This is a genomic window from Vibrio sp. ECSMB14106 (assembly GCF_000972265.1).
In the GTDB taxonomy this organism is placed as follows: Bacteria; Pseudomonadota; Gammaproteobacteria; order Enterobacterales; family Vibrionaceae; genus Vibrio; species Vibrio kanaloae.
Genome location: NZ_LAUM01000035.1, coordinates 48,319 through 68,119, shown reverse-complemented (window position 1 = coordinate 68,119; position 19,801 = coordinate 48,319). Strand labels below are relative to the sequence as shown.

The 19,801-nt window shown below is 43.8% G+C and carries 20 protein-coding genes; 4 read left to right on the top strand and 16 right to left on the bottom strand.

Going from position 1 to position 19,801, the window contains the following annotated elements; translation table 11 throughout:
* Positions 1 to 572: 572 nt before the first annotated feature.
* From WR49_RS18590 to WR49_RS18525, 14 genes are all read right to left on the bottom strand, one after another.
* Entirely contained in the window at positions 573 to 1,709 is a 1,137-nt protein-coding gene (locus WR49_RS18590; RefSeq protein ID WP_017056861.1) for a flagellin, read from the bottom strand.
* Between the two features lie 418 nt (positions 1,710 to 2,127).
* Positions 2,128 to 3,318, bottom strand: coding sequence for a flagellar hook-associated protein FlgL (gene flgL, locus WR49_RS18585; protein ID WP_017056860.1), 1,191 nt, complete (start codon positions 3,316 to 3,318; stop codon positions 2,128 to 2,130).
* Positions 3,319 to 3,327: 9 nt separating this feature from the next.
* Positions 3,328 to 5,208 carry a flagellar hook-associated protein FlgK gene (flgK, locus tag WR49_RS18580; RefSeq protein WP_046225002.1) on the bottom strand — a complete coding sequence of 627 codons (1,881 nt, stop codon included), beginning with the start codon at positions 5,206 to 5,208 and terminating at the stop codon, positions 3,328 to 3,330.
* A 221-nt stretch (positions 5,209 to 5,429) separates the two neighbouring features.
* On the bottom strand, positions 5,430 to 6,347 hold the full coding sequence (gene flgJ / locus WR49_RS18575; protein WP_046225001.1) for a flagellar assembly peptidoglycan hydrolase FlgJ: 918 nt from the start codon (positions 6,345 to 6,347) through the stop codon (positions 5,430 to 5,432).
* Positions 6,348 to 6,357: 10 nt separating this feature from the next.
* Positions 6,358 to 7,449, bottom strand: coding sequence for a flagellar basal body P-ring protein FlgI (locus WR49_RS18570; protein WP_017056857.1), 1,092 nt, complete (start codon positions 7,447 to 7,449; stop codon positions 6,358 to 6,360).
* 94 nt (positions 7,450 to 7,543) lie between these two features.
* Positions 7,544 to 8,320 carry a flagellar basal body L-ring protein FlgH gene (gene flgH / locus WR49_RS18565; protein ID WP_017056856.1) on the bottom strand — a complete coding sequence of 259 codons (777 nt, stop codon included), beginning with the start codon at positions 8,318 to 8,320 and terminating at the stop codon, positions 7,544 to 7,546.
* Positions 8,321 to 8,423: 103 nt separating this feature from the next.
* Entirely contained in the window at positions 8,424 to 9,212 is a 789-nt protein-coding gene (gene flgG, locus WR49_RS18560; protein ID WP_004739713.1) for a flagellar basal-body rod protein FlgG, read from the bottom strand.
* A gap of 21 nt (positions 9,213 to 9,233) precedes the next feature.
* The gene (flgF, locus tag WR49_RS18555) at positions 9,234 to 9,983 is read right to left on the bottom strand and encodes a flagellar basal-body rod protein FlgF (RefSeq protein WP_009848571.1); all 750 of its coding nucleotides are present in this window, start codon (positions 9,981 to 9,983) and stop codon (positions 9,234 to 9,236) included.
* Between the two features lie 253 nt (positions 9,984 to 10,236).
* Positions 10,237 to 11,541: a flagellar hook protein FlgE gene (flgE, locus tag WR49_RS18550; protein WP_046225000.1), complete on the bottom strand. Its 1,305-nt coding sequence runs from the start codon at positions 11,539 to 11,541 to the stop codon at positions 10,237 to 10,239.
* A gap of 49 nt (positions 11,542 to 11,590) precedes the next feature.
* Positions 11,591 to 12,304 carry a flagellar hook assembly protein FlgD gene (flgD, locus tag WR49_RS18545; protein ID WP_017056853.1) on the bottom strand — a complete coding sequence of 238 codons (714 nt, stop codon included), beginning with the start codon at positions 12,302 to 12,304 and terminating at the stop codon, positions 11,591 to 11,593.
* A gap of 17 nt (positions 12,305 to 12,321) precedes the next feature.
* Positions 12,322 to 12,735 (bottom strand): flagellar basal body rod protein FlgC, encoded by a 414-nt coding sequence (flgC, locus tag WR49_RS18540; RefSeq protein ID WP_017056852.1) that lies wholly within the window; start codon positions 12,733 to 12,735, stop codon positions 12,322 to 12,324.
* A gap of 4 nt (positions 12,736 to 12,739) precedes the next feature.
* Complete coding sequence (gene flgB, locus WR49_RS18535) at positions 12,740 to 13,135, bottom strand: flagellar basal body rod protein FlgB (RefSeq protein WP_017056851.1); 396 nt, start codon at positions 13,133 to 13,135, stop codon at positions 12,740 to 12,742.
* A gap of 255 nt (positions 13,136 to 13,390) precedes the next feature.
* Positions 13,391 to 14,218: a protein-glutamate O-methyltransferase gene (locus WR49_RS18530; RefSeq protein WP_046224999.1), complete on the bottom strand. Its 828-nt coding sequence runs from the start codon at positions 14,216 to 14,218 to the stop codon at positions 13,391 to 13,393.
* A gap of 11 nt (positions 14,219 to 14,229) precedes the next feature.
* Positions 14,230 to 15,156 (bottom strand): chemotaxis protein CheV, encoded by a 927-nt coding sequence (locus tag WR49_RS18525; protein WP_046224998.1) that lies wholly within the window; start codon positions 15,154 to 15,156, stop codon positions 14,230 to 14,232.
* A 78-nt stretch (positions 15,157 to 15,234) separates the two neighbouring features.
* Here WR49_RS18525 and flgA point away from each other — a divergent pair, with 78 nt between their 5' ends.
* The 3 genes from flgA (at position 15,235) to WR49_RS18510 (ending at position 16,980) form a co-directional block, all read left to right on the top strand.
* A complete protein-coding gene (gene flgA / locus WR49_RS18520) occupies positions 15,235 to 15,981 on the top strand; it encodes a flagellar basal body P-ring formation chaperone FlgA (RefSeq protein WP_046224997.1) in 747 nt (248 codons plus the stop codon).
* A gap of 181 nt (positions 15,982 to 16,162) precedes the next feature.
* Complete coding sequence (flgM, locus tag WR49_RS18515; RefSeq protein ID WP_046224996.1) at positions 16,163 to 16,480, top strand: flagellar biosynthesis anti-sigma factor FlgM; 318 nt, start codon at positions 16,163 to 16,165, stop codon at positions 16,478 to 16,480.
* A gap of 74 nt (positions 16,481 to 16,554) precedes the next feature.
* Positions 16,555 to 16,980: a flagella synthesis protein FlgN gene (locus WR49_RS18510; RefSeq protein WP_046224995.1), complete on the top strand. Its 426-nt coding sequence runs from the start codon at positions 16,555 to 16,557 to the stop codon at positions 16,978 to 16,980.
* A 292-nt stretch (positions 16,981 to 17,272) separates the two neighbouring features.
* Here WR49_RS18510 and flgP read toward each other — a convergent pair whose 3' ends face one another.
* The gene (gene flgP, locus WR49_RS18505; protein WP_017056845.1) at positions 17,273 to 17,704 is read right to left on the bottom strand and encodes a flagellar assembly lipoprotein FlgP; all 432 of its coding nucleotides are present in this window, start codon (positions 17,702 to 17,704) and stop codon (positions 17,273 to 17,275) included.
* 9 nt (positions 17,705 to 17,713) lie between these two features.
* Complete coding sequence (locus tag WR49_RS18500; RefSeq protein ID WP_029627050.1) at positions 17,714 to 18,349, bottom strand: FlgO family outer membrane protein; 636 nt, start codon at positions 18,347 to 18,349, stop codon at positions 17,714 to 17,716.
* Positions 18,350 to 18,540: 191 nt separating this feature from the next.
* Between WR49_RS18500 and WR49_RS18495 the strand changes: the two genes are divergently transcribed.
* Positions 18,541 to 19,674: a flagellar assembly protein FlgT gene (locus tag WR49_RS18495; RefSeq protein WP_046224994.1), complete on the top strand. Its 1,134-nt coding sequence runs from the start codon at positions 18,541 to 18,543 to the stop codon at positions 19,672 to 19,674.
* Positions 19,675 to 19,801: the final 127 nt, after the last annotated feature.

The window sequence follows — 19,801 nt, the reverse complement described above, 5'->3', positions numbered from 1 at the left end:
TCGGAAAACCAAGTAGTTCTCTCAAAGTTACTTTTAATAACGGCTCGAAAACACGAAGCTTTAGAAAAACTTTTGAAAAACTACAAACAAAATAATAAGTCTTTATTTTTCAGCATTTTATTTTTTATGTTTTTCTAAAATAACCACTAATATCGACGAACAAAAGATTTCAATATGTTCATAAAACATACAAAACGTTCTTCAAATGAATCAACGCATAGAAATGCTCCATCACCTAACATTTCATACTGGCGTGAATCTGGAGATCCAGACGAATGATTAGACATAAAGTCGACCGATAACAGAATAGGCAAAGAAGCTAGTGGGAGCCCAAGAGGCAGAAAGGAAAAAGCCCCTTTTCCTTTGAGAGAACCGGGGCTAGTTGGCGCGTCAGAGCCTGTGTGGAGATCATCGAGAAATGAACACATTTCCGACTTGCCGTTGCATTCTTACTGTAAAAATGGATAGCAGGTGAGAGATGAGAGAGCTAAACATTCAATAGTAAGTATGCTTGCCAGTTTCCCTTGCTGCATGGCTCACGTCTGAACACGAGCAGCAAGTTCAACCAATAACTATTGCAATAGTGACATTGCAGAGTTAGGCAACTGTTTTGCTTGAGCAAGTATCGAAGTACCTGCTTGTTGCAGAATTTGTGATTTGGTCATTTGCGTCGTCTCTTTCGCAAAGTCCGTATCTTTGATTCGGCTGTTAGAAGCGTCTACGTTCTCTTGTACGTTTGCCAAGTTATTAATACTGTGGCTTAGACGGTTCTGTTTCGCACCTAAATCAGCACGCTGTGAATCTACGTATTTCATTGCAGAGTCAATCACGCTGATCGCGTTCTGTGAGCCTGCAACACTAGTTAAGCTAACGTCTTGCACTGATGTAGGACGACCTTCGCTCTTAATACCTAGCTCAGAAGCTAGACCACCAGAGATCGACATTGCACCTTCGAGATCAGGTTCAGCAACGAATAGTTGCAAACGGCCTTCATCAGTCACCGATGCGTTCACTAAATCAGACTGACCATTAATGTAAGTCGCTAGCTCTTCTATATCATCACCCGCTTTGGTATTGATATCTAAAATGATGTCTTCGCCCGCTTTAGTCTTGAATTCGAACTTAAGGTCGCGAGCTTGTGCAGGCACTTCCCAGTTCTTATCTTTAGCGTTTTCAGAATCAAATGTAGTGCCCCCCATGCGGAAGTCATCAGCACGGATACTCGTTAACCCCATGATCATGGCTTCACCGGAGCTAGCACCGATCTGGAATGAGGCTTCACCAAATGAACCGTTCAATAGGCGGCGGCCACCAAAAGAGGTTGTTTCAGCGATACGGTTAAGCTCATCTTGAAGTGCCATTGACTCTTCATTCAGTGCAGTACGCTCTGCCGGCGAGTTGGTACCGTTTGATGATTGAATCGCCAAATCACGCATACGTTGTAGTACGTTGGTTGATTCGTTCATCGCACCTTCAGCGGTTTGAGCGATCGAAATACCGTCATTGGCATTACGCATTGCGACATCAAGACCACGAGATTGAGCTGTTAAGCGGTTCGAAATTTGCAAACCCGCTGCATCATCTTTTGCGCTGTTGATCTTGTGACCCGATGACAAACGCTCCATTGAAGTCGCTAAGTCATTCGACGCTTTATTCAGGTAACGCTGTGCTGTCATAGCAGATACGTTAGTACTTACATTAATAGCCATTTTGCTCTCCTTATGAGTTCGCAAGCTTTCTGCGAAGCGGCCAGCTTTACTCTCATATGGATAAGCACTGACCGTGTATTACTCGATAAACCCTATACAAGGTTTAAGATCTGTATTAATCATTTATAACCAACACAGATACAAGTTGTATGCCAAGTTTAATTTCATGTGAATAATTTTTTAATTATCTAAAAAATCAAAAACTTACAAACAACACTGCGCAATTATGATTTTCTACTATTAGAAGGTAAAAACATTCACCTTCCTTATTGCCGTTTTTTGCCGCTATTCTAGAAACATCATGCTTCGTACAAAAAAGCGGCAAACTATGGCGTCATTCGCACGTATGGCATAGCACATACGGCAAGGAATCAACGCCATGGTGATCGACAAGTCACCACTAAATACCGATTAATTATTAAATATAGTTAAACAAGGTCAGGTCTTTGGTTTTGCCAAACGCTTGTTGAGAAGCTTGCAGTGCCCGAGAGTTTTCATTGAATTCAATGATTGCTTTCGAATAATCCAAATCTTCAAAGTTGCTTTTTGCTTTTGCTAAAGACAACTTAAAATCTTCATGCTGTTGCTCTTGAATATCCAAGGTATTCAAACGCGCACCGACATCGGTTCTTGCCTTCGTCAAATGAATAAACGCAGCATGGAACTCTTCGGTCACTTGATGCAGTTTCGCGGTCGCCGACGCATCTGAAACCGGATGTTCTGCTTGCTCTGCCGCCTCTTTGAACGTATCAAAAATAGAGAATGTCTCTCTCGGCTCTAAGGTGATTGAGTCCCCCTTAGTGATCTGGCCTTTGATTTGAATATTCAGCCCTTCGTAAACAATGCCTGTCGAAGGATCAAAATCTTCTGCCGCAACCACTGCGCCATCTTTTTCAAGTTGATAAGCGAACTTACCCGTCTGCATGTCGACGAAAGTCACTTTATAGGTAGAACCATCTTCAGCGCTGTTAGTCGCACGCTCGAGTAATAACTCAGAGGCAGGCTCAAGCTCATATTGGGGCTCGTAATCACCAAACGGGTTATCTATTTCCATAAATAACTTGCTGCCCGGATCATTCATTGCCATCTCAAAGCTACTTGCCACACGCATCTTGCGTTGGTAATCATCACCTTGATACGTCACGTTCCCTTCGTTATCTCGAAAGAAAGGCTGGTTCTTCGGCTTAGTGCCCGCAAATGTATAGTTACCCGACTCATCTTGAGAGTTGGCCAAGTACAAAAAGTTATTCGCCAGTTCTTCAATTTCACGCTGCTTAGCTAAACGGTCTTCCGGTGAAAGCGCGCCGTTGATCATTTCCATTACGGTTCGTTTGGCTTCATCAGCAAACCCTTCCGAGTTAGACATCATAACTTCATGATGCTCTAAACGATTTCGAACCAACGTAATAGCATCAACATATTGTTTCAGTTGCTCAGATTGCTGACCAATATTTTGTAGATAGTGGGTCGCCAACGGGTCATCACTTGGTGACTGTAACTTCTTACCAGAAGCGAGTTGCGCTTGGTTGTGATGCACCTTGTTCTCTTGGCGGCGCAAGTCATTTTGTACTGACTGATAGTTATGGAAGCTAGAAATACGATTCAACATTTACACTTCCTATCTCAGAGCCAAAATAGTGTTAAACGTATCATTGGCAGCTTGCATGATGCGTGAGGAAGCCATGTACGCTTGCTGAAATTTCATCATATTGGCTGCTTCTTCATCGAGATTGACCCCGGATACCGAAGCAATACGCTCTTGAGCTGACTGTTTTTCTAAGGTCGCAATATCACTCAAGCGATTGGCCGTTGAAGACTTCAACCCCATATTGGTATTCAAGTTATGGTAAAGGTCTAAAATCGTAGACTCACCATCGTTCAAAATTTTTCCGGTTTGTAGATTTTGCATCTTACGTAGATTACCGTTGTCACCTTCTGATGGGACAAGGTTTGCCGTAAATTTATCGTTTGCCACCGCTCCCGGAGTTAACTCAAACGTGGTGCCGTTAATAGTGACCGGTCCTTCAGGCGGATAAGGTTGCGGCTGCATTAAAATATTGCCTTTCGGATCCGTCACCGCAAACTGCTCACCCTTGGGTGACACAATAACTTCGAACTCGCGCAGTTGACCCGCTTGTAAAATTTTGAAACCGGCCGTGCCTTTGGCAAACGTGGTCGATGCTTCATAACTTTGCGCAGTAATGTCTTTTGGATCTTTGGTTTCCATCTGAATCTGTGCGGCAAAATTGCGAGTTGGACGCAACAGCAATTTCTCTCCAAGCTCAGGAGGGTTGCGAATTTCTACTCGCATACCATCAAGATTAAAAGCGTTGCCACTTGAATTAGTGCTGACTTTTACCGTTTCACCGTTAGGCTTGGTTACGACATAGTCGCTGCCATCATACTTAAGGCCATACTCTCCGCCTTTTAAGGCAGAGGTGTCATCTATATAAACCGCAACATCAGCCTTTGACTGACTGCTCGCCGTCACGCGTGATTTTGCCACCCGCTCAGAATTCACATCGGTGAACAGGTTTTTACCCACGTTGCCATTAAGATCTAAACCTTGCGATTGCAACTCATTTACTTTGTGTGAAAACGCCGTCGCCAAACGACCCAGTTCATCCATGACTTCTGGAATGTGGTCATCTCGCATGTCTAACATGGCACCGATTTTTCCATCGATATCACTGCTAGTGATCGGTTTTAGAGACTTTCCTTCAATAATCGCTAAGCGACGTTGATGTACATCTGGCAGGCCATCGACCATTTTTAATTGGCTCGCTTCACTACCAGAAACTAAGGTATGGCCATTACCGATATGGACATTAAAACCTTCAGCATTAGAGCGTGGCGTCACCGTTACTTTGGTGTACCCAGACAGCTCATTAATCAGTTTCTCATGCTGATCTCGTAAGTCATTATGAGGCCCAGGAGTTCGCATCATTAAGCGTTGAACATCACGAATCTCGATCGCGAGTTGGTTAACTCGCTCTATACCCATGTCTAGTTTTTTATTCGTAGAATCAGATTGTTGGCGCACCGTTTCATGAAATTCATTCAGTGTTTTGCTTAACAGTTCGGCTTTTTCTAACACCACTTTTCTCGCACCTACATCATTAGGTGTATCAGCGAGTGTCTTAACCGAATCAAACCATTCATTAAGGTTTTCTGGGATCTTCTTTGAAGCGACCGATGACAACATACTCGACAGCATGTCGAGGTTGGCTTCGGTATCGCCTTTGTTGGCGGCATTGGTTGTCGATAAGTTAAGTTCTTTAACGGCAAACTGATCCCAAGAGCGGCGAACATTTTCCACGTGCACACCCATACCATAGGACTGGCCACCGTACTGACGCGGGTCATTCACACCTTGAATTACAGATTGGCGGCTAAAGCCCTCTGTATTGGCGTTAGAAATGTTATGACCTGTGGTGTTTAACTGTCTCTGAGCAGTAAGAACACTTTGTGCCCCTACATTCAGAAGATCCGACGCCATAATGCCCCCAAAAAACTTAACAAAATCAGAATGAACTGATTAACTACAACCGTATATCACTAAGATAACAAGCAATATATGTGCCAATAGAAATAACGGAGAGTTAAAGACAATAATTTATTGAAGTGTAAGGAGATAACTATGGACAACGTGGCAAGGTTTGAGGTGACGGATAAGAAAAAAGCCTGCCAATGGCAAGCTCTCAATGCTAGTTGATTGCGCTAATTCATCTCATCAATCTTCGCTTTAACGCGCAATACTTTATCGGCATAGTTAGGGTCAGTTGCATAGCCAGCTTGGTGGATACCTTTGATGAAGTTCTCTGAGTTACCTTGATGCTTCAATGCCGTTTCGTATCTTGGATTTTCATTCAAGAACTTCACATAGTCATTAAAGCTGTCTTCGAAGTTTGAGTAAGAACGGAAAGACGCTGACTCTTTGACTGCTGTTTTACCATGGAACTCAAGAGTTTGCGTAGCAACCTTATCGCCCTTCCAACTTCTATCGGCTTTGATGTTGAATAGGTTATTACTATTACCCAAAGAGTTTTTAACCATTTTAGAACCCCAACCTGTTTCAAGAGCGGCTTGTGCTAATAGCAACGATGAATCGACACCGAGCGCACTTGCTGCTTTCTCAGCATAAGGCTTCATTGAGGTAACAAACGATTCTGGAGAATCAAAAGAGACTGGTTGTTTAACAGCGGAAGCAGATTGAACTTCAGATATTCTGTCTTCTGAACGGCCAGAGAACTGAGGTCTTTGCAGTGAAGTATCAAAGCCTTCACTACGAACCTTATCTTCTGCCGCATCGCTTGCTTGACCAGCACTTAATTGAGCCACGATCATATCCGCTAGGCCTAGAGAACCTGAAGCACTCAATTCACTCGCCATTTGGTCATCTTGCATCTGACGATAGAACTGCTCGTTCTGGCTGTTCAACATATCCGACTTAAAGCTTGAGTTCGCGTCGCGCATCGACTTAAACAACATAGAGGTAAAAATCGATTCAAACTGTTTTGCCGCAGCCGTCAGTGCTTCTTTTTCGCTGCCCTCTTCACCATTTACCGCTTGTTGACGAAGGCGGTCTAAGCTACCGATGTCGTGAATAAAGCCGATGTCATTGTTATTCTTAATCATGCTTTATTCCTTAGATAATGATCAATTGGCCTTCAATTGCACCGGCTTGTTTCAGTGCTTGAAGAATTGCCATTAAATCAGAAGGCGCTGCGCCTACTTCGTTGACGGCTCGAACCAAATCATCCAACGTTAGACCCGGTTCAAACTTAAACATCTTTCCATCGGCTTCGGTGACTTCGATATCAGAATCAGGAACTACCACTGTTTGACCGCCAGAAAATGCATTCGGCTGACTCACATTCAAGTTTTCTTTGATTGCAACCGTCATACCACCGTGTGTGACCGCAGCCGCTTTTAAGCGAACGTGCTTACCAACCACAATCGTACCAGTACGAGAGTTAACGATGATTTTTGCAGATCCTTCTGCAGGGTCGAATTCGATGTTTTCGATAGCCGATAAGAACGCCACACGTTGGCTGATTTCACGTGGTGCGCGAACTTTTACTGAAGTCGCGTCTACCGCTGAAGCCATTTGTGGACCTAGGAAATTATTAACCGCATCAGCTAAACGCTGAGCCGTTGTGAAATCGGATTGGATTAGATTAAAAGTGATGTAGTCGCCACGGCCAAATGGCGTTGGGATCTCTTGTTCAACTGTCGCACCGCTAGAGATAATACCAACGTTAGGATTGTTACCGACAAGCTTTGAACCGTCGTTACCTTGTGCACTGAAGCCACTTACCACCAAGTTACCTTGCGCTACTGCATAAACTTGACCATCAAGACCTTTTAGGAAGGTTTGTAGCAAGGTACCGCCACGCAAGCTTTTTGCCGAACCGATTGAAGAGACCGTTACGTCAACTTCCTGACCTTGCTTAGAGAAGGCTGGCAATTCAGCGGTAACAATAACAGCCGCTACGTTTTTAGTTTTTGGCTTAGTGCCGGGCGGCAATTGGATGCCAAAATTTTGCAGCATCGCGTTAAACGTTTGATCGGTAAAGGGAGTTGTCTCACCTGTACCCGGCAAACCCGTGACCAGACCATAACCGACAAGTTGGTTACTACGAACACCCGCCACTTTTGCCACGTCTTTAATACGCGCAGCATGGGCACTGGTGGCAAGAAATAGCATGCCGAATAGTACGAGCGTTAGTTTTTTCATTGAGTAACCTGTCTGTATTACTTTAATTTAGAATAGCTTAGCTAAATATGGCTCAGTGATAGAGGCTGTCAGTATGTCGACACCCTCTCAAGCCCTACAGTGATACATTAAAGAATCGTGCCAAGAATCCAGGCTCTTGCATATCTTTTTGTACGCCGGTCCCTGAGTACTGAATTCGTGCGTTAGACACCCGGTTTGAAGCGATGGTATTTTCGAAGTCAATATCATCAGGACGGATGGTGCCGCTTAGGCGGATGTACTCATCGCCCGTGTTCAGTGTCATCCACTTCTCACCTCGAACCACTAGGTTGCCATTGGCTAATACTTCGATGACTTCAACGGTAATGTAGCCGCTGATGCTGTTACTTTGGTTGGCTGATGCATCACCGGCAAAGGTATTGGTGTTACTCAAATCGTAAGAGAAATTGTACTTATCGATAGCTAACTCTTGACCACCGACAGCCAGAGGTTCCATCGTTGCGTCGTTCGACTTAGACATGTCAGCATTGGCTTTTTTGGTCGCTCGCGTATTTTCATCTAACGCCACAGTAATAATATCGCCAATACCACGAGGTTTTGAATCATCATACATGCTGCCAATATGGTTAACATTAAACAAAGATCCCGTTGCCGCTGCGTAATGTTCTGGTTTTTGCTTTGGATTAATCGGTGCCCATGCAGGGTCACCAGCAACGGGATCGGTTCGACCACGAAGCGTATCGATAATGCCGGAACTCTCTTGAGTCGACTTATCGCCTTCCACCGCATCAACCACAGTGGTCGCGTTTTCTTCTGCCGGTGTTTCAATTGGGTCCAGCATGCTACAGCCCGTCATGGATACAAACAGAGCTAAACAAAAAATACGTTTCATGGCGATATACTCTTAGTTGGCCGCTGTAAATTGTTGGCCGTTGTAAATAGTAAGTCGTGACACACGTCAATGAGTGCGAAACAAGTCAGCGACAAATAACCAATTACAGCTGTTGGTTAACAAAGCTCATCATCTTGTCTACCGACGAGATAACTTTCGAGTTCATTTCGTAAACACGTTGAGCTTCGATCATATTCACTAGCTCTTCGGTTACGTTTACGTTCGATGTTTCTAGCATCGACTGGCGGATGTTACCCAAGCCATCAAAACCCGGAACACCTTCTTGTGGGTCGCCACTCGCACCTGTCGGCAAGTAAAGGTTTTGACCGACTGGCTCTAAACCACCGGGGTTCACGAAGTCAGTAATGGTGATTTGGCCAACTACGACGTTGTTTTGCTCACCGCGCAGACGAACCGAAACTTCACCATCGTTGCCTACTGTCACCGAGATCGCGTCTTCAGGAATCACGATTTCAGGTTGTAGCGGGTAACCCTGACCCGATGTTACAATCGCACCGTCACCGTTCAGTGTGAACTGACCATTACGGCTATAACCTGTCTCACCGTCTGGCATTTCAACTTGGAAGAAGCCGTCACCTTCGATCATCATATCTAGGCTGTTCGATGTCGTTTGCGCGTTACCGTGAGTGTGAACTTTTTGAGTTGCTACTACCTTAGAACCAGCACCCAACATCAAACCACTTGGCAACTCAGTGTTCTGAGACGATTGGCCACCCGGTTGGTTGATGTTCTGATAAAACAGATCTTCAAATACCGCGCGGCTCTTTTTAAAACCAATGGTCGAGGCGTTGGCAAGGTTGTTCGAAATCGTTGAGATATTGGTTTGTTGGGCGTCTAAACCTGTTTTACTTACCCATAATGCTGGATGCATAGCAAATTCCTTTAAATTCTATTAGCTCATACGAAGCAGTGAATCAGACGACTTGTCCATTTCCTCTGCCGTACTCATCATCTTGACCTGCATTTCAAACTGACGTTGTAAGTCAATCAAACTGGTCATTTCACCGACAGCATTTACGTTACTGCCTTCGATAGCACCTTTTAGCAACGTTACCGCTGCATCCGCTTCGTATGCCTGATCTGGGTTTTTCGAACGGAATAGACCATTCGTATCTTTAAACAAACTTTGGTTATCTGGACGTACAAGCTTAATACGATCAACTACGGCCAATTCTTCAGCTGGAGCGCCTTGAGGAATGACTGAGATCGTACCATCTGTACCAATTTCTACTTTACTGATTGGGATTGGCAGCGTGATTGGTGCGTCGTTTTCACCAAGCACTAAATGGCCACTTGCGTTGGTTAGCAAACCGTTTTGGTCAACCCGTAGGTTACCGTTACGTGTTAAACCTTCACGGCCAGTGTTGTCCATAACTGAAATCCAACCATCACCTTGAATGGTGACGTCTAGATCTCGACCAGTGGTGACCACGCTACCTTGCGCGAAATTATGACCCGGGCGCTCTGTCATACTGAAAACACGAGTAGGCATGCCTTCGCCATACGCTTGCATTGAACGAGCTTGTGCTAAATCAGCACGGAAACCCGTGGTACTTACGTTGGCAAGGTTGTTTGAACGCAACTGCAAAGCTTGCATATTTTGCTTGGCGCCACTCATGGCAAGAAACAGGGCACGATCCATAATTTTGCTCCAAAAATCATCTTCTGTGACTAATAAAGCAAACTCTGTGCCAGTATTTTTACTTGTTATTTATCAGCAATTTAGAAATAAAACAAACAAAGAAGGTGAGCATTAAAGGGTCACTCAGGAAGAATTGTTGCCAGTGGCACTACCGGGCGGCAATAGGAGTGGCAAATAGTAAGGCAAGCAACAATACCCAATTCAATAACATTAAATTGGGTATTCTCAGATAACTTAGACTCTATAAAAACGATTAACGAATTTGCAGAATATTTTGCTGTAGTTGGTTATGTACTTCTAGAGAACGAGAGTTCGCTTGGAAGTTACGTTGAGCAGAAATCAAGTCAACTAACTCTTGCGTCATGTCGATATTCGATTGCTCTAGCGAGCCGTTGTTAATCCCACCAAATGAACCTTTATTCGATTCACCCCAGATTTTATCACCAGAGTTGTTAGTAGAATCCCACTGAGTACCGCCTTTCTTATCTAAACCTTGCTCATTAGGTACACGAACCAGACCTACACGGCCAAGCATCACGTTTTCACCATTTGAGTAAGTACCTAGAACACTGCCGTACTCATCGAAATCGATTTTGGTTAAGAAACCTGTTGTCGCGCCATCTTCATCAAACTTAGTCAATTCAAACGGTGCAGCAAACTGAGTTGAAGAATCGAGACCGAACTTAAGTACTTGCGTTGGATCGGCACCATTTAAATCAACAGGGTTCGCACCAGCACCTAATGGATCAGAATTAATTGGCTGACCATTGTTCAGGCTTGCTAACGTACCGTCATTGTTGAACTTCATTGTATGGCCAACATGACCTTGTGCATTCGTCGCATCACCACCTGTAATGTTTACCGGCTTTTCGCCGTTCTCATCTGACATGGTGTAGTACGTCTGCCAAGTGTTTGGTTGAGTCTGATCTTTGAGGTAGTAAGTCGTTAACTTGTAAGACTGACCCATAGAATCGTATACCGTCGAAGATGTCGCACGGTTATAGGTGTCCGCATCTTCGAAGTTAAATGCAGCCGGATCTTTAAGATCACCATTTGCAGGCAGGTTAACCCCTACTTCAATGTTTTCTGTCTGTTTTGGCTTACCAAACTCAGCAGGAATGTCGAGAGGCTTTGGCGCGTAAGAAAGAACTTCACCCGAATTAGGATCGACATCATAACCCAAAAGAAACTCATCATTAGCTGTAACCATGTAGTTGTCTTTGTTTAGGTGAAATGCACCATTACGCGTTAGTTCATTGATCTCTGGTACCATGCGGTCTTTCGATACGGCAAAGAAACCTGTACCACTGATACGCAAATCCATTGGGTTATTCGTATAAATACTTGAACCTTCATGGAACTGTTGCGCCACTTGGCTAGCTTGCGCACCGCCGCCTGCCGCCGTTTTTGCGTTAGTGAACAACGAGTTTGAATAAACATCACCAAACTCGGCACGAGACTCTTTAAAGCCAAATGTGTTTGAGTTCGCAATGTTGTTACTGGTTGTATTCAGGTCTAATTGTGCAGCGGACAGACCGCTTAAAGCTACATATGACATTCCAATATTCTCCTAATCTATCTAGCTAGCATAGTCACTTTGCAAAAAGCTACGCTTTACCAACTTCTAGTACTTCAGCAAGTCGTACTGGCGATGTAAAACCAGCCAGATTGAGTAGTACGTTGCCATCACCCTTACCAAGAAGCACACTGTTCACGTTCGCATAACTCGACACCTGGAACTCTGTACTCTCGCCATCCAATAAACCCGACGCTTTCACGTTGTACTTACCGGCCGGCAATGGGTTACCGTCTTCGTCTTTTCCGTCCCATTCAACACGTGTATCACCTGATGGTTTAGAGCCGATATCAAAAGTGCGAACCAATTGGCCTACTTCGTTCTCAACACGGACCATTACATTGTCCATTGCCTGAGGAAGTTTAACCATTGCCGCCATACCGCCATCACCGGGTTTCACACCTGCCGCACCAGGAACCAATACATCACGGCCAACCAAAGAGGATGCCTGCAGTGCTTGGTTAGAGGTCATTGATGAATTCAAGCTTTCAAACTGTGTATTCATTTTGCCAATGCCATCTACGGTCGCAAATGAAGCCATTTGCGCAATCATCTGGTCATTGCTAACCGGCTTAAAAGGGTCTTGTTGTGCTAGTTGCTTAGTCAACAAAGATAAGAAATCTTCTTGTTTAAGATCCTGCTTACCTGTTGTTTCATCGGGCTTCTTAGCGCCATCTTGAAGACTCTTCAGCTGGTCAACATAGGACAAGCCGCTTTGACCAACATTGTTGTTGATTCCAGCCATGTGCTACCTCCTTATCCTTATTGACCCATCTGCAGCGTACGCAGCAGCATTTGTTTACTAGAGTCAGCAACCTGTACGTTTGTTTGGTACGCACGTGATGCCGAAATCATGTTCGCCATTTCTTCCATAACGTTCACGTTAGGCTTGTAAATATAGCCCTCGTTATTCGCTAATGGGTGATCCGGGTTGTACTCCGCGCTCAGCGGCTTATCGCTTTCCACAATACCTAATACTTTCACAGGCACAGTGTGACCACTGTTGCGTGCTTTATTTAACTCAGCGCCGAACACGGCGTGACGAGCTTTGTAAGTTTCTTTAGCAGAACTACTTACACTATCTGCGTTCGCCAGGTTGCTCGAGGTCGTATTTAGACGAACAGATTCAGCACTCATCGCAGAACCAGTCACATTGAATACATTAAATAAGCTCATCTAATTATTCCCCTTTAATCGCTTTCGTTAAATTCTTGAACTTACTTCCTAGGAAGTCGAGAGAGGCTTGATGCCTAATTTGGTTTTGCATGAAAAGGTTTCTTTCCAAATCCAAATCAACCGTATTGCCATCTCCTGTATCAGGTTGGGTAGGAATTCGATACTTCGTTTCCCCGTTCACCGTTGTTGAGGCAGAAATGTGCCGACCATCTGTGCGGCTAAGACCAATGCTTGCCCCAGAACTTGCCGCTTGCAGTGATTTCTCAAAGTCTAATCCCTTTGCCTTATACCCAGGCGTGTTCGCTTGCGCGATATTGGTGGAAAGCACCTCAGCGTTACGCTCACGTACACCAACTGTGTGCTGGTGAATGCCTAAAGCATTGTCAAAAGAAATAGCCATGTAAACCTCAACTCAAGAACTGACTGTTATGAAATAACCAAAGCAATATATATACCAACTTTTAAAACAAAGTGGTCTATCAATACTTTCACAGGTTACTCGTGGGTAAACTTGCAATATACAAGCCAAAAAATAGAGTAAATTGGAATGTCACTCTGACTTAAAGATATAGATTAAACAGGAAAAAGAAAACCCAGCACTTGGCTGGGTTTTGAAATTAAACAGTAACGCCGCACCTTATTCTGGTGCCAACCATTACTTTAATTTGTAGATGATGCCTGGATTACAACGAACCATTTCAAAACGATCCGTTAAGCCTGTTAACGATTCAGACGCCCCCAATAACAGGTAACCACCAGGGTTCAGGCTGTTTGCCATCTGGTTAAGTACCTTTGACTTCATTTCAGGCGAGAAGTAAATCAACACGTTACGACAAAAAATAATGTCGAACTTGCCTAACAATGCATAGCTTTCCATTAAATTTTGAGGACGGAAGTTCACCATGCGCTTTACGTTATCTTTCACTTTCATACGGCCATCGCCCGCATCTTCAAAGAAGGTACGGCGACGCTCAGGAGAAAGGCCCCGACCTAACGCCAAATTGTCATATGCGCCTGTGCGACACATATCCAACATACTTGCTGATATATCCGTTCCCGTGATCGATACGTTCGGCAGCATACCTGGCTTACGAGCTTGAGTTTCAAGAATCGTCATAGCCATTGAGTATGCTTCTTGGCCTGAAGAACTGGCCGCTGACCAAATCTTAATAGGACGTTTATTTGCCGCTATTTCCGGTAGAAGTTTATCCGCAAGCACAGCAAACGGGTAAGTATCACGGAACCAAAGTGTCTCGTTTGTCGTCATGGCATCGACTGCAGCCACACGCAGTTCACGGTTTCGACCTGTTACTACGTCCTTCAATAGATCAGATAACGAAGTCAAATTAAACTTCGCTACTAATGGGCTTAGACGACTGCGCACCAAATATTGTTTGCTGTCACCTAATACAATGCCACATTGAGATTCTAAGAAACGGCTGAAATCGCGATACTCTTGATCACTTATTGTTATAGCAGTCATTAATGTCTCTTTTAGTTAGTTAACGCAGCTTTAACTGCTGCACCAAGCTCATCAGGATTGAATTTAGCGATGAAAGAGTTAGCCCCCACGCGCTCAACCATAGCTTGGTTAAATACACCACTCAGTGAAGAGTGTAAAATTACGTATAGATCTTTAAGTTCAGCGTGACGTCGAATCTCGGCGGTTAGCGTATAGCCATCCATCTCTGGCATTTCAATATCAGAAATAACCAATGAGATTTGATCGTAAATACTGCCTTCTGATGACATCTGTACTAGCTTCTCATAGGCTTCTTTACCATCCTTCACCGAGATAACTTCAAAACCAATCGACTCAATAGCACGCTGAACCTGCTTACGAGCCACCGTTGAATCATCAGCAATCAAGATACGGCGAACTAATGGTTTCTCTTGCTCTACTTTCGCAATATCTTCAGCAATTTTACTGTCCATTGTTTCATCAACAGGCGAAATTTCCGCAAGGATCTTTTCAACATCAAGAATTTCTACCAATTCATTATCAATATTGGTTACCGCGGTCAAGTAGTTTGCTCTACCCGCCCCATCCGGCGGCGGAAGAATAGATTCCCAATGCATGTTAATAATGCGCTCTACTGAGCTGACCAAGAATCCCTGAATGGTTCGGTTAAACTCAGAGATAACCACAAAACACTTTTCAACATCCGTTGTAGGACGGCCACCAGTCGCTAAGCTCAAATCGATAACAGAGATCGTCTGACCACGAATGTGCGCTACACCTTTAACTAGTGGGTTTAAGTTTGGCATCTTTGTCAGCTTAGGGCATTGAAGCACTTCTTTTACTTTAAAGACATTAATGCCGTAACGCTGACGCCCCATTAGGCGAAAGGTTAGTAATTCTAATCGGTTTTGACCGACGAGTTGCGTACGCTGATTCACTGAATCAAGAATACCCGTCATGAGCTCATCTCCATATCAAACTTTTTTGGATAAAAAAGTGTTAGTCTACTGCAAGCTACGAACTACTAGAGAAACAGAATGACGAATCGTAAAACAAATCTGCCTGCTTTTTCCATAGCAATGTGTAGAGCTACTTTTAAAACTGTCGTTAAGTTTATCGGCATTTTATCAATATTGTTTAGTTTTTTTATACAAGCTGCGACTCCAGAACAAATTGAAATGATTCAGTCTGCGGCAGAGCAACACATCCTTGATACCGTTGAGCAACCACAAGGTGGCGAACTCTTTGTAAATTCAGCAAATGTTGATTCAAGAATCAAAGCAACAGACTGCCCTATCCCACTTGAAACCAGCGCCTCGACGACTACCAATACCCGCAGCAGTATTACGGTTTTAGTGCAATGTATCCCTGATGAGTGGCGAGTTTATGTCCCGGTACGTATTTCGATGTCAGTACCACTCGTCACCACTACTCGTTTAATCGCAAGAGGTGAAATCGTCGGCCAATACGATGTCACCACAGACATGATCTCCCTAAACAAATTTCGTCGTCAAGGCTTTACACTTCCAGAGCAAGTCATCGGGGCGAAAGTGAAAAAGAACTTACGCCCAGGCGATGTTGTCGAAAGAAGCGATGTCTGTGTCGTCTGCCGAAACGAGAAGGTTATCATACAGGCAGTAAAAGGTGGCATGACCATTACCACTAAAGGTACAGCATTGACCGATGGTTCGATGGGCGATCAAGTAAGAGTGAAAAATGATAAATCACAGCGTATAATTGAAGGTATTGCCACCAGCATGTCTGAAGTCACGGTTTATTTTTAACTCTTTACTTCTAAAGTGACGGTATCGTTAGCTAGTTTTACTCTCAACACTTAACGCCAAATATAACGGCTGTGGTGTGACGTCCCTTTTCGACTATTGAGCTAAAAATTTGCTAAAGTATTCGAACCCTTGGTCGATATTGACTGTACAGGTTCCCATTTTTGAAGAAAAAGGCTTAACGATGGCAGGTATTGATAATATACGTTCAGGGCATACCCTAACGACCACTAACCGATCAGCAGCGCGCTCTGATTCTAGCCCTCAAACATCTCATTCTGATGTTGCAGCTAAATCTCCAGCAAGCAAAGACGCGGTTTCTCTGAGCCAACAAAGCAAAGCAATTGGTCAACTGCACCAAGACATGGCCACACAGCCTAGCTTTGATACAGCAAAAGTAGCAGCGATTAAAGAAGCGATTACAAACGGTTCATATACGGTCGATCCAGAGAAGTTGGCTGATAATATGATCAAGTTTGAGAACGAATTAAAAGACCTTTGATAGATGACTCAGTACGAAGTCATCTTTACTTAAAGATTTCCCTTTTTACCAAAGAAGTTCAGCAGGTTTAAATTATGGCGGCACTCGCAGACTTAGTTAATTTCCAACTTCAAAATGCCAAAGCCTTATCTGATCTTTTAAGTTCAGAAAAAACCGCTATCACCAGCAGAAAATCAAATGATATTGAACGAATAGCTCAAGAAAAAGTTGTCCTTGTCGAACAACTAAGATCAACCGATCAACGAATCTCTGCCCATACTAATGTCTCAGAATTGACCGAGAATCCTGAACTTGCTCAAATAGTCGCGACAATCAAATCCATCGTGCACGACTGCCATCAAGCAAACCTGGTTAATGGCGAAGCCCTGAACCGAGCACAGCTTAGCTTTAAAAAACTCAGCAATATGATGCAACAAAGCCACGGAAAGGTTGGCATGACGTACAACGCTGGTGGCCAAACTCACACCATCTCTACCCTGGGAACCAACATAAAAGCTTAGTTAGGCTAACCCTCTTCGTAACAACCCCCTTCTTGCTTGTATCTGTATCTGTATCTGTATCTGTATCTGTATCTGTATCTGTATCTGTATCTCAGCCTATTCTTCTCGCTCGACCCGTCAAGCTTTCATAGAACCTGTAAATGTGCCCAATAAACCTATAAACAAAAAAGCGGCAAGTATTTTCATACTTGCCGCTCTGTTTTCATACCTGTTACTGGTTGCCGTTACGCCATCTGGAAAGCGAGTGACAGCCAATATAACTGGATAATCTTATAACTAGATGATTCTTAAGTTAGAACAACGTTTGTTGTCTTTTCTGAGGCACAGCTTGAACTTCACCGTAATTACGTAACTGTTCCATCTTTCGGATATCTAGCTGAAGCTCAGTAACATAACTATCACCGACTGGGTAACTGCGGACCACTTCTGCGCCACGGATTACACCATCAACAGCACCAGAAGTTCTCTCGGTGCCAAGACGTTGATCTTCAAGCTCAGCTCTACCACTCACCCGCATACCATAGACTTGTTCAGCAAGCTCACGGTAGGCATCAATTTTAGAAGCTCTCATCGCTCGGATACGTTTTTCTTCGTCATTACGTCCTTTTTGCTCACTGATACTAGCGTAACCAACAGCAACTAGAAAATCATTTGGCCTCATGTTTTGCAATGGTTGACAACCAACAAGCAATAAAGCGACGACAACAAATATTAACTTCTTCATCACGAACTCCTAAGGGCGAAGAATAACAGTATAAGGCTGAGTCATCGTTGGATCAGAACGAATGATGACACCATCTTGAGTTCGAATACTATTCAGAGTATCTAGGTCACGACCAATACGATCCGCTGGTAAGAAACCTTGAGCAGAAGCAACAACGATACGAGTTTGCATGCCAACCACACGAGCATTCACAAGCACACCGCCTTCTTGGCGGAGCATAGTGCCCGTCAAAACGTACTGGACATCTTGCTCTTGAGCTAGGTCTTTCCAGTCACGACTTAAAGAGAAGTCGCCCTGCTGAGTCACCTGAATTGAGCCTGTGGTTTTGAAATCAACGACTTTGAAACCACGACGCTGAAATTGATGGATAAAGCCTTCTGAAACTGAGTTACCTAACCAGTTTGTTGTGTCCATATGTTGTAGGTCAACAAACGACGTAATGGCAATCGGTGTTCTTGCTGAAATACTCGTATTCGAAATGATCAAATCTTCAGTCATACTTTCCACGAAGAAATCCATGGTATGACGAGGGCTAGCCATCAACATAAACTGACTTCCTGAATACTCAGACTTACCGTTATATATAGGCGAATAAGCGCATGATGTCATCAACATGACACTCATTACTACGAGCCATTTTTTCATTCTCTTATCTCCAGATGTTTATAGTGCTTACTGTGCCAATATCTTCTCACCATTATTTTTTCAATGGATTACAATGTTGGAACAGTCTTTGCTTTTCAGTAATGGTTCAGATTAAGAAAAACACACTTAAGTCAGCTTCAAGCTTATAGTTATTTGTTAAGCAATATTTATACCCAACTGGTAACGAATAGATGAAAAAAATAATTTCTTACTTATTTTCAATAAGTTTATTAGTCACAATAAACTTCAATGCTCATGCCTCTTGGTATGAAGTTACCGGTACTGCAGCCATCGTATCGTCAGAAGAGACCGCAAGGATTCACGCTCTGGAAGACGCGGTCTATAAAGCCGTGCAGTTCTCAGGAGCCGATATAGGCAGCATTTCCAACCTCACTCCCTACTTAGACGCAAAGAAAAAAGAGTTCCAGTTTACCAATCACGAAGTACGCTACATCTTGGTTGAAAAAGAGAAAACACGCGGTGGCAATTTAATGATCACTGCAAAGATCGACATCTACCCTTCGGCAAATGCTTGCCATGAGAGCCAATATAAGAAGACATTCTTGGTCGGTAATATTGATGTGACTTCCCCTCAACAGGCCGTGATGGGCAGAATCTATAACCTCGGAGATGATTTCGGCCATGTCGTTGACCGTCAACTCGCGCAAGAGTCTCGTAGCTTTGTTTCTGTCGGCACGACCGACTACGACATCGATAAACGTCGGCCTGAAGTCATTAAGATGATCGCTCAAGACACTGGCGCACAATACATTATTGGTGGCGATATTACCGACTTAACCGCAACCGTCGAATCTAAGTTATTGAAAGATGACGTTATCAATCGCCAGTTTGCATTAGAAATGCAGGTATTCGATGGCAAAACAGGCCATCAAGTATATAACCGTAGCTATCGTGAAGTAGCAAAGTGGCCATTCGCTAAGACCAGTGAAGTCGATACCCGTAGTGCGCGTTTCTGGGCATCCACCTACGGCACTATGATGCTTCGTGTCAGCCGCAACATTATGTTGGACTTGGAGTCTGAAGTATCATGCAAGATCACCCTTCCAGAAGTTGCCGCTGTATTTGGTAACACAGTGACCATCGATTTAGGTCGACTGCATGGCGTACAACGAGGTGACAAACTACAACTGTGGCATACAGGTTCGTTTATCGACCAACGAGGCTTACCACGTAATAAAGTATCTCAAAGTGATATCACTCTGACAGTTTCTCGCGTCTACGAAAATGAAGCGGAACTCACTATTGATCAGCCAAGCCTTGCAGGAAGCATTCAGATTGGTGATGTGATGCAAAAGATCATGTAGTTAGCGACATGTTCGCTTCATCGTTTTTCATAAAGCCTTAGCAAAAGTACTAAGGCTTTATTTTTTTCTGATGATTGGTTTCGGTTTAGACGTATTTGTCGTAACCTTATTAATAACATAATCATCA

Bases quoted from the DNA above. Each gene is read 5' to 3' on its own strand.
- WR49_RS18590 (WP_017056861.1), bottom strand. From the start codon at position 1,709: ATGGCTATTAATGTAAGTACTAACGTATCTGCTATGACAGCACAGCGT.
- flgL (WP_017056860.1), bottom strand. From the start codon at position 3,318: ATGTTGAATCGTATTTCTAGCTTCCATAACTATCAGTCAGTACAAAAT.
- flgK (WP_046225002.1), bottom strand. From the start codon at position 5,208: ATGGCGTCGGATCTTCTGAATGTAGGGGCACAAAGTGTTCTTACTGCT.
- flgJ (WP_046225001.1), bottom strand. From the start codon at position 6,347: ATGATTAAGAATAACAATGACATCGGCTTTATTCACGACATCGGTAGC.
- WR49_RS18570 (WP_017056857.1), bottom strand. From the start codon at position 7,449: ATGAAAAAACTAACGCTCGTACTATTCGGCATGCTATTTCTTGCCACC.
- flgH (WP_017056856.1), bottom strand. From the start codon at position 8,320: ATGAAACGTATTTTTTGTTTAGCTCTGTTTGTATCCATGACGGGCTGT.
- flgG (WP_004739713.1), bottom strand. From the start codon at position 9,212: ATGCATCCAGCATTATGGGTAAGTAAAACAGGTTTAGACGCCCAACAA.
- flgF (WP_009848571.1), bottom strand. From the start codon at position 9,983: ATGGATCGTGCCCTGTTTCTTGCCATGAGTGGCGCCAAGCAAAATATG.
- flgE (WP_046225000.1), bottom strand. From the start codon at position 11,541: ATGTCATATGTAGCTTTAAGCGGTCTGTCCGCTGCACAATTAGACCTG.
- flgD (WP_017056853.1), bottom strand. From the start codon at position 12,304: ATGGCTGGAATCAACAACAATGTTGGTCAAAGCGGCTTGTCCTATGTT.
- flgC (WP_017056852.1), bottom strand. From the start codon at position 12,735: ATGAGCTTATTTAATGTATTCAATGTGACTGGTTCTGCGATGAGTGCT.
- flgB (WP_017056851.1), bottom strand. From the start codon at position 13,135: ATGGCTATTTCTTTTGACAATGCTTTAGGCATTCACCAGCACACAGTT.
- WR49_RS18530 (WP_046224999.1), bottom strand. From the start codon at position 14,218: ATGACTGCTATAACAATAAGTGATCAAGAGTATCGCGATTTCAGCCGT.
- WR49_RS18525 (WP_046224998.1), bottom strand. From the start codon at position 15,156: ATGACGGGTATTCTTGATTCAGTGAATCAGCGTACGCAACTCGTCGGT.
- flgA (WP_046224997.1), top strand. From the start codon at position 15,235: ATGACGAATCGTAAAACAAATCTGCCTGCTTTTTCCATAGCAATGTGT.
- flgM (WP_046224996.1), top strand. From the start codon at position 16,163: ATGGCAGGTATTGATAATATACGTTCAGGGCATACCCTAACGACCACT.
- WR49_RS18510 (WP_046224995.1), top strand. From the start codon at position 16,555: ATGGCGGCACTCGCAGACTTAGTTAATTTCCAACTTCAAAATGCCAAA.
- flgP (WP_017056845.1), bottom strand. From the start codon at position 17,704: ATGAAGAAGTTAATATTTGTTGTCGTCGCTTTATTGCTTGTTGGTTGT.
- WR49_RS18500 (WP_029627050.1), bottom strand. From the start codon at position 18,349: ATGAAAAAATGGCTCGTAGTAATGAGTGTCATGTTGATGACATCATGC.
- WR49_RS18495 (WP_046224994.1), top strand. From the start codon at position 18,541: ATGAAAAAAATAATTTCTTACTTATTTTCAATAAGTTTATTAGTCACA.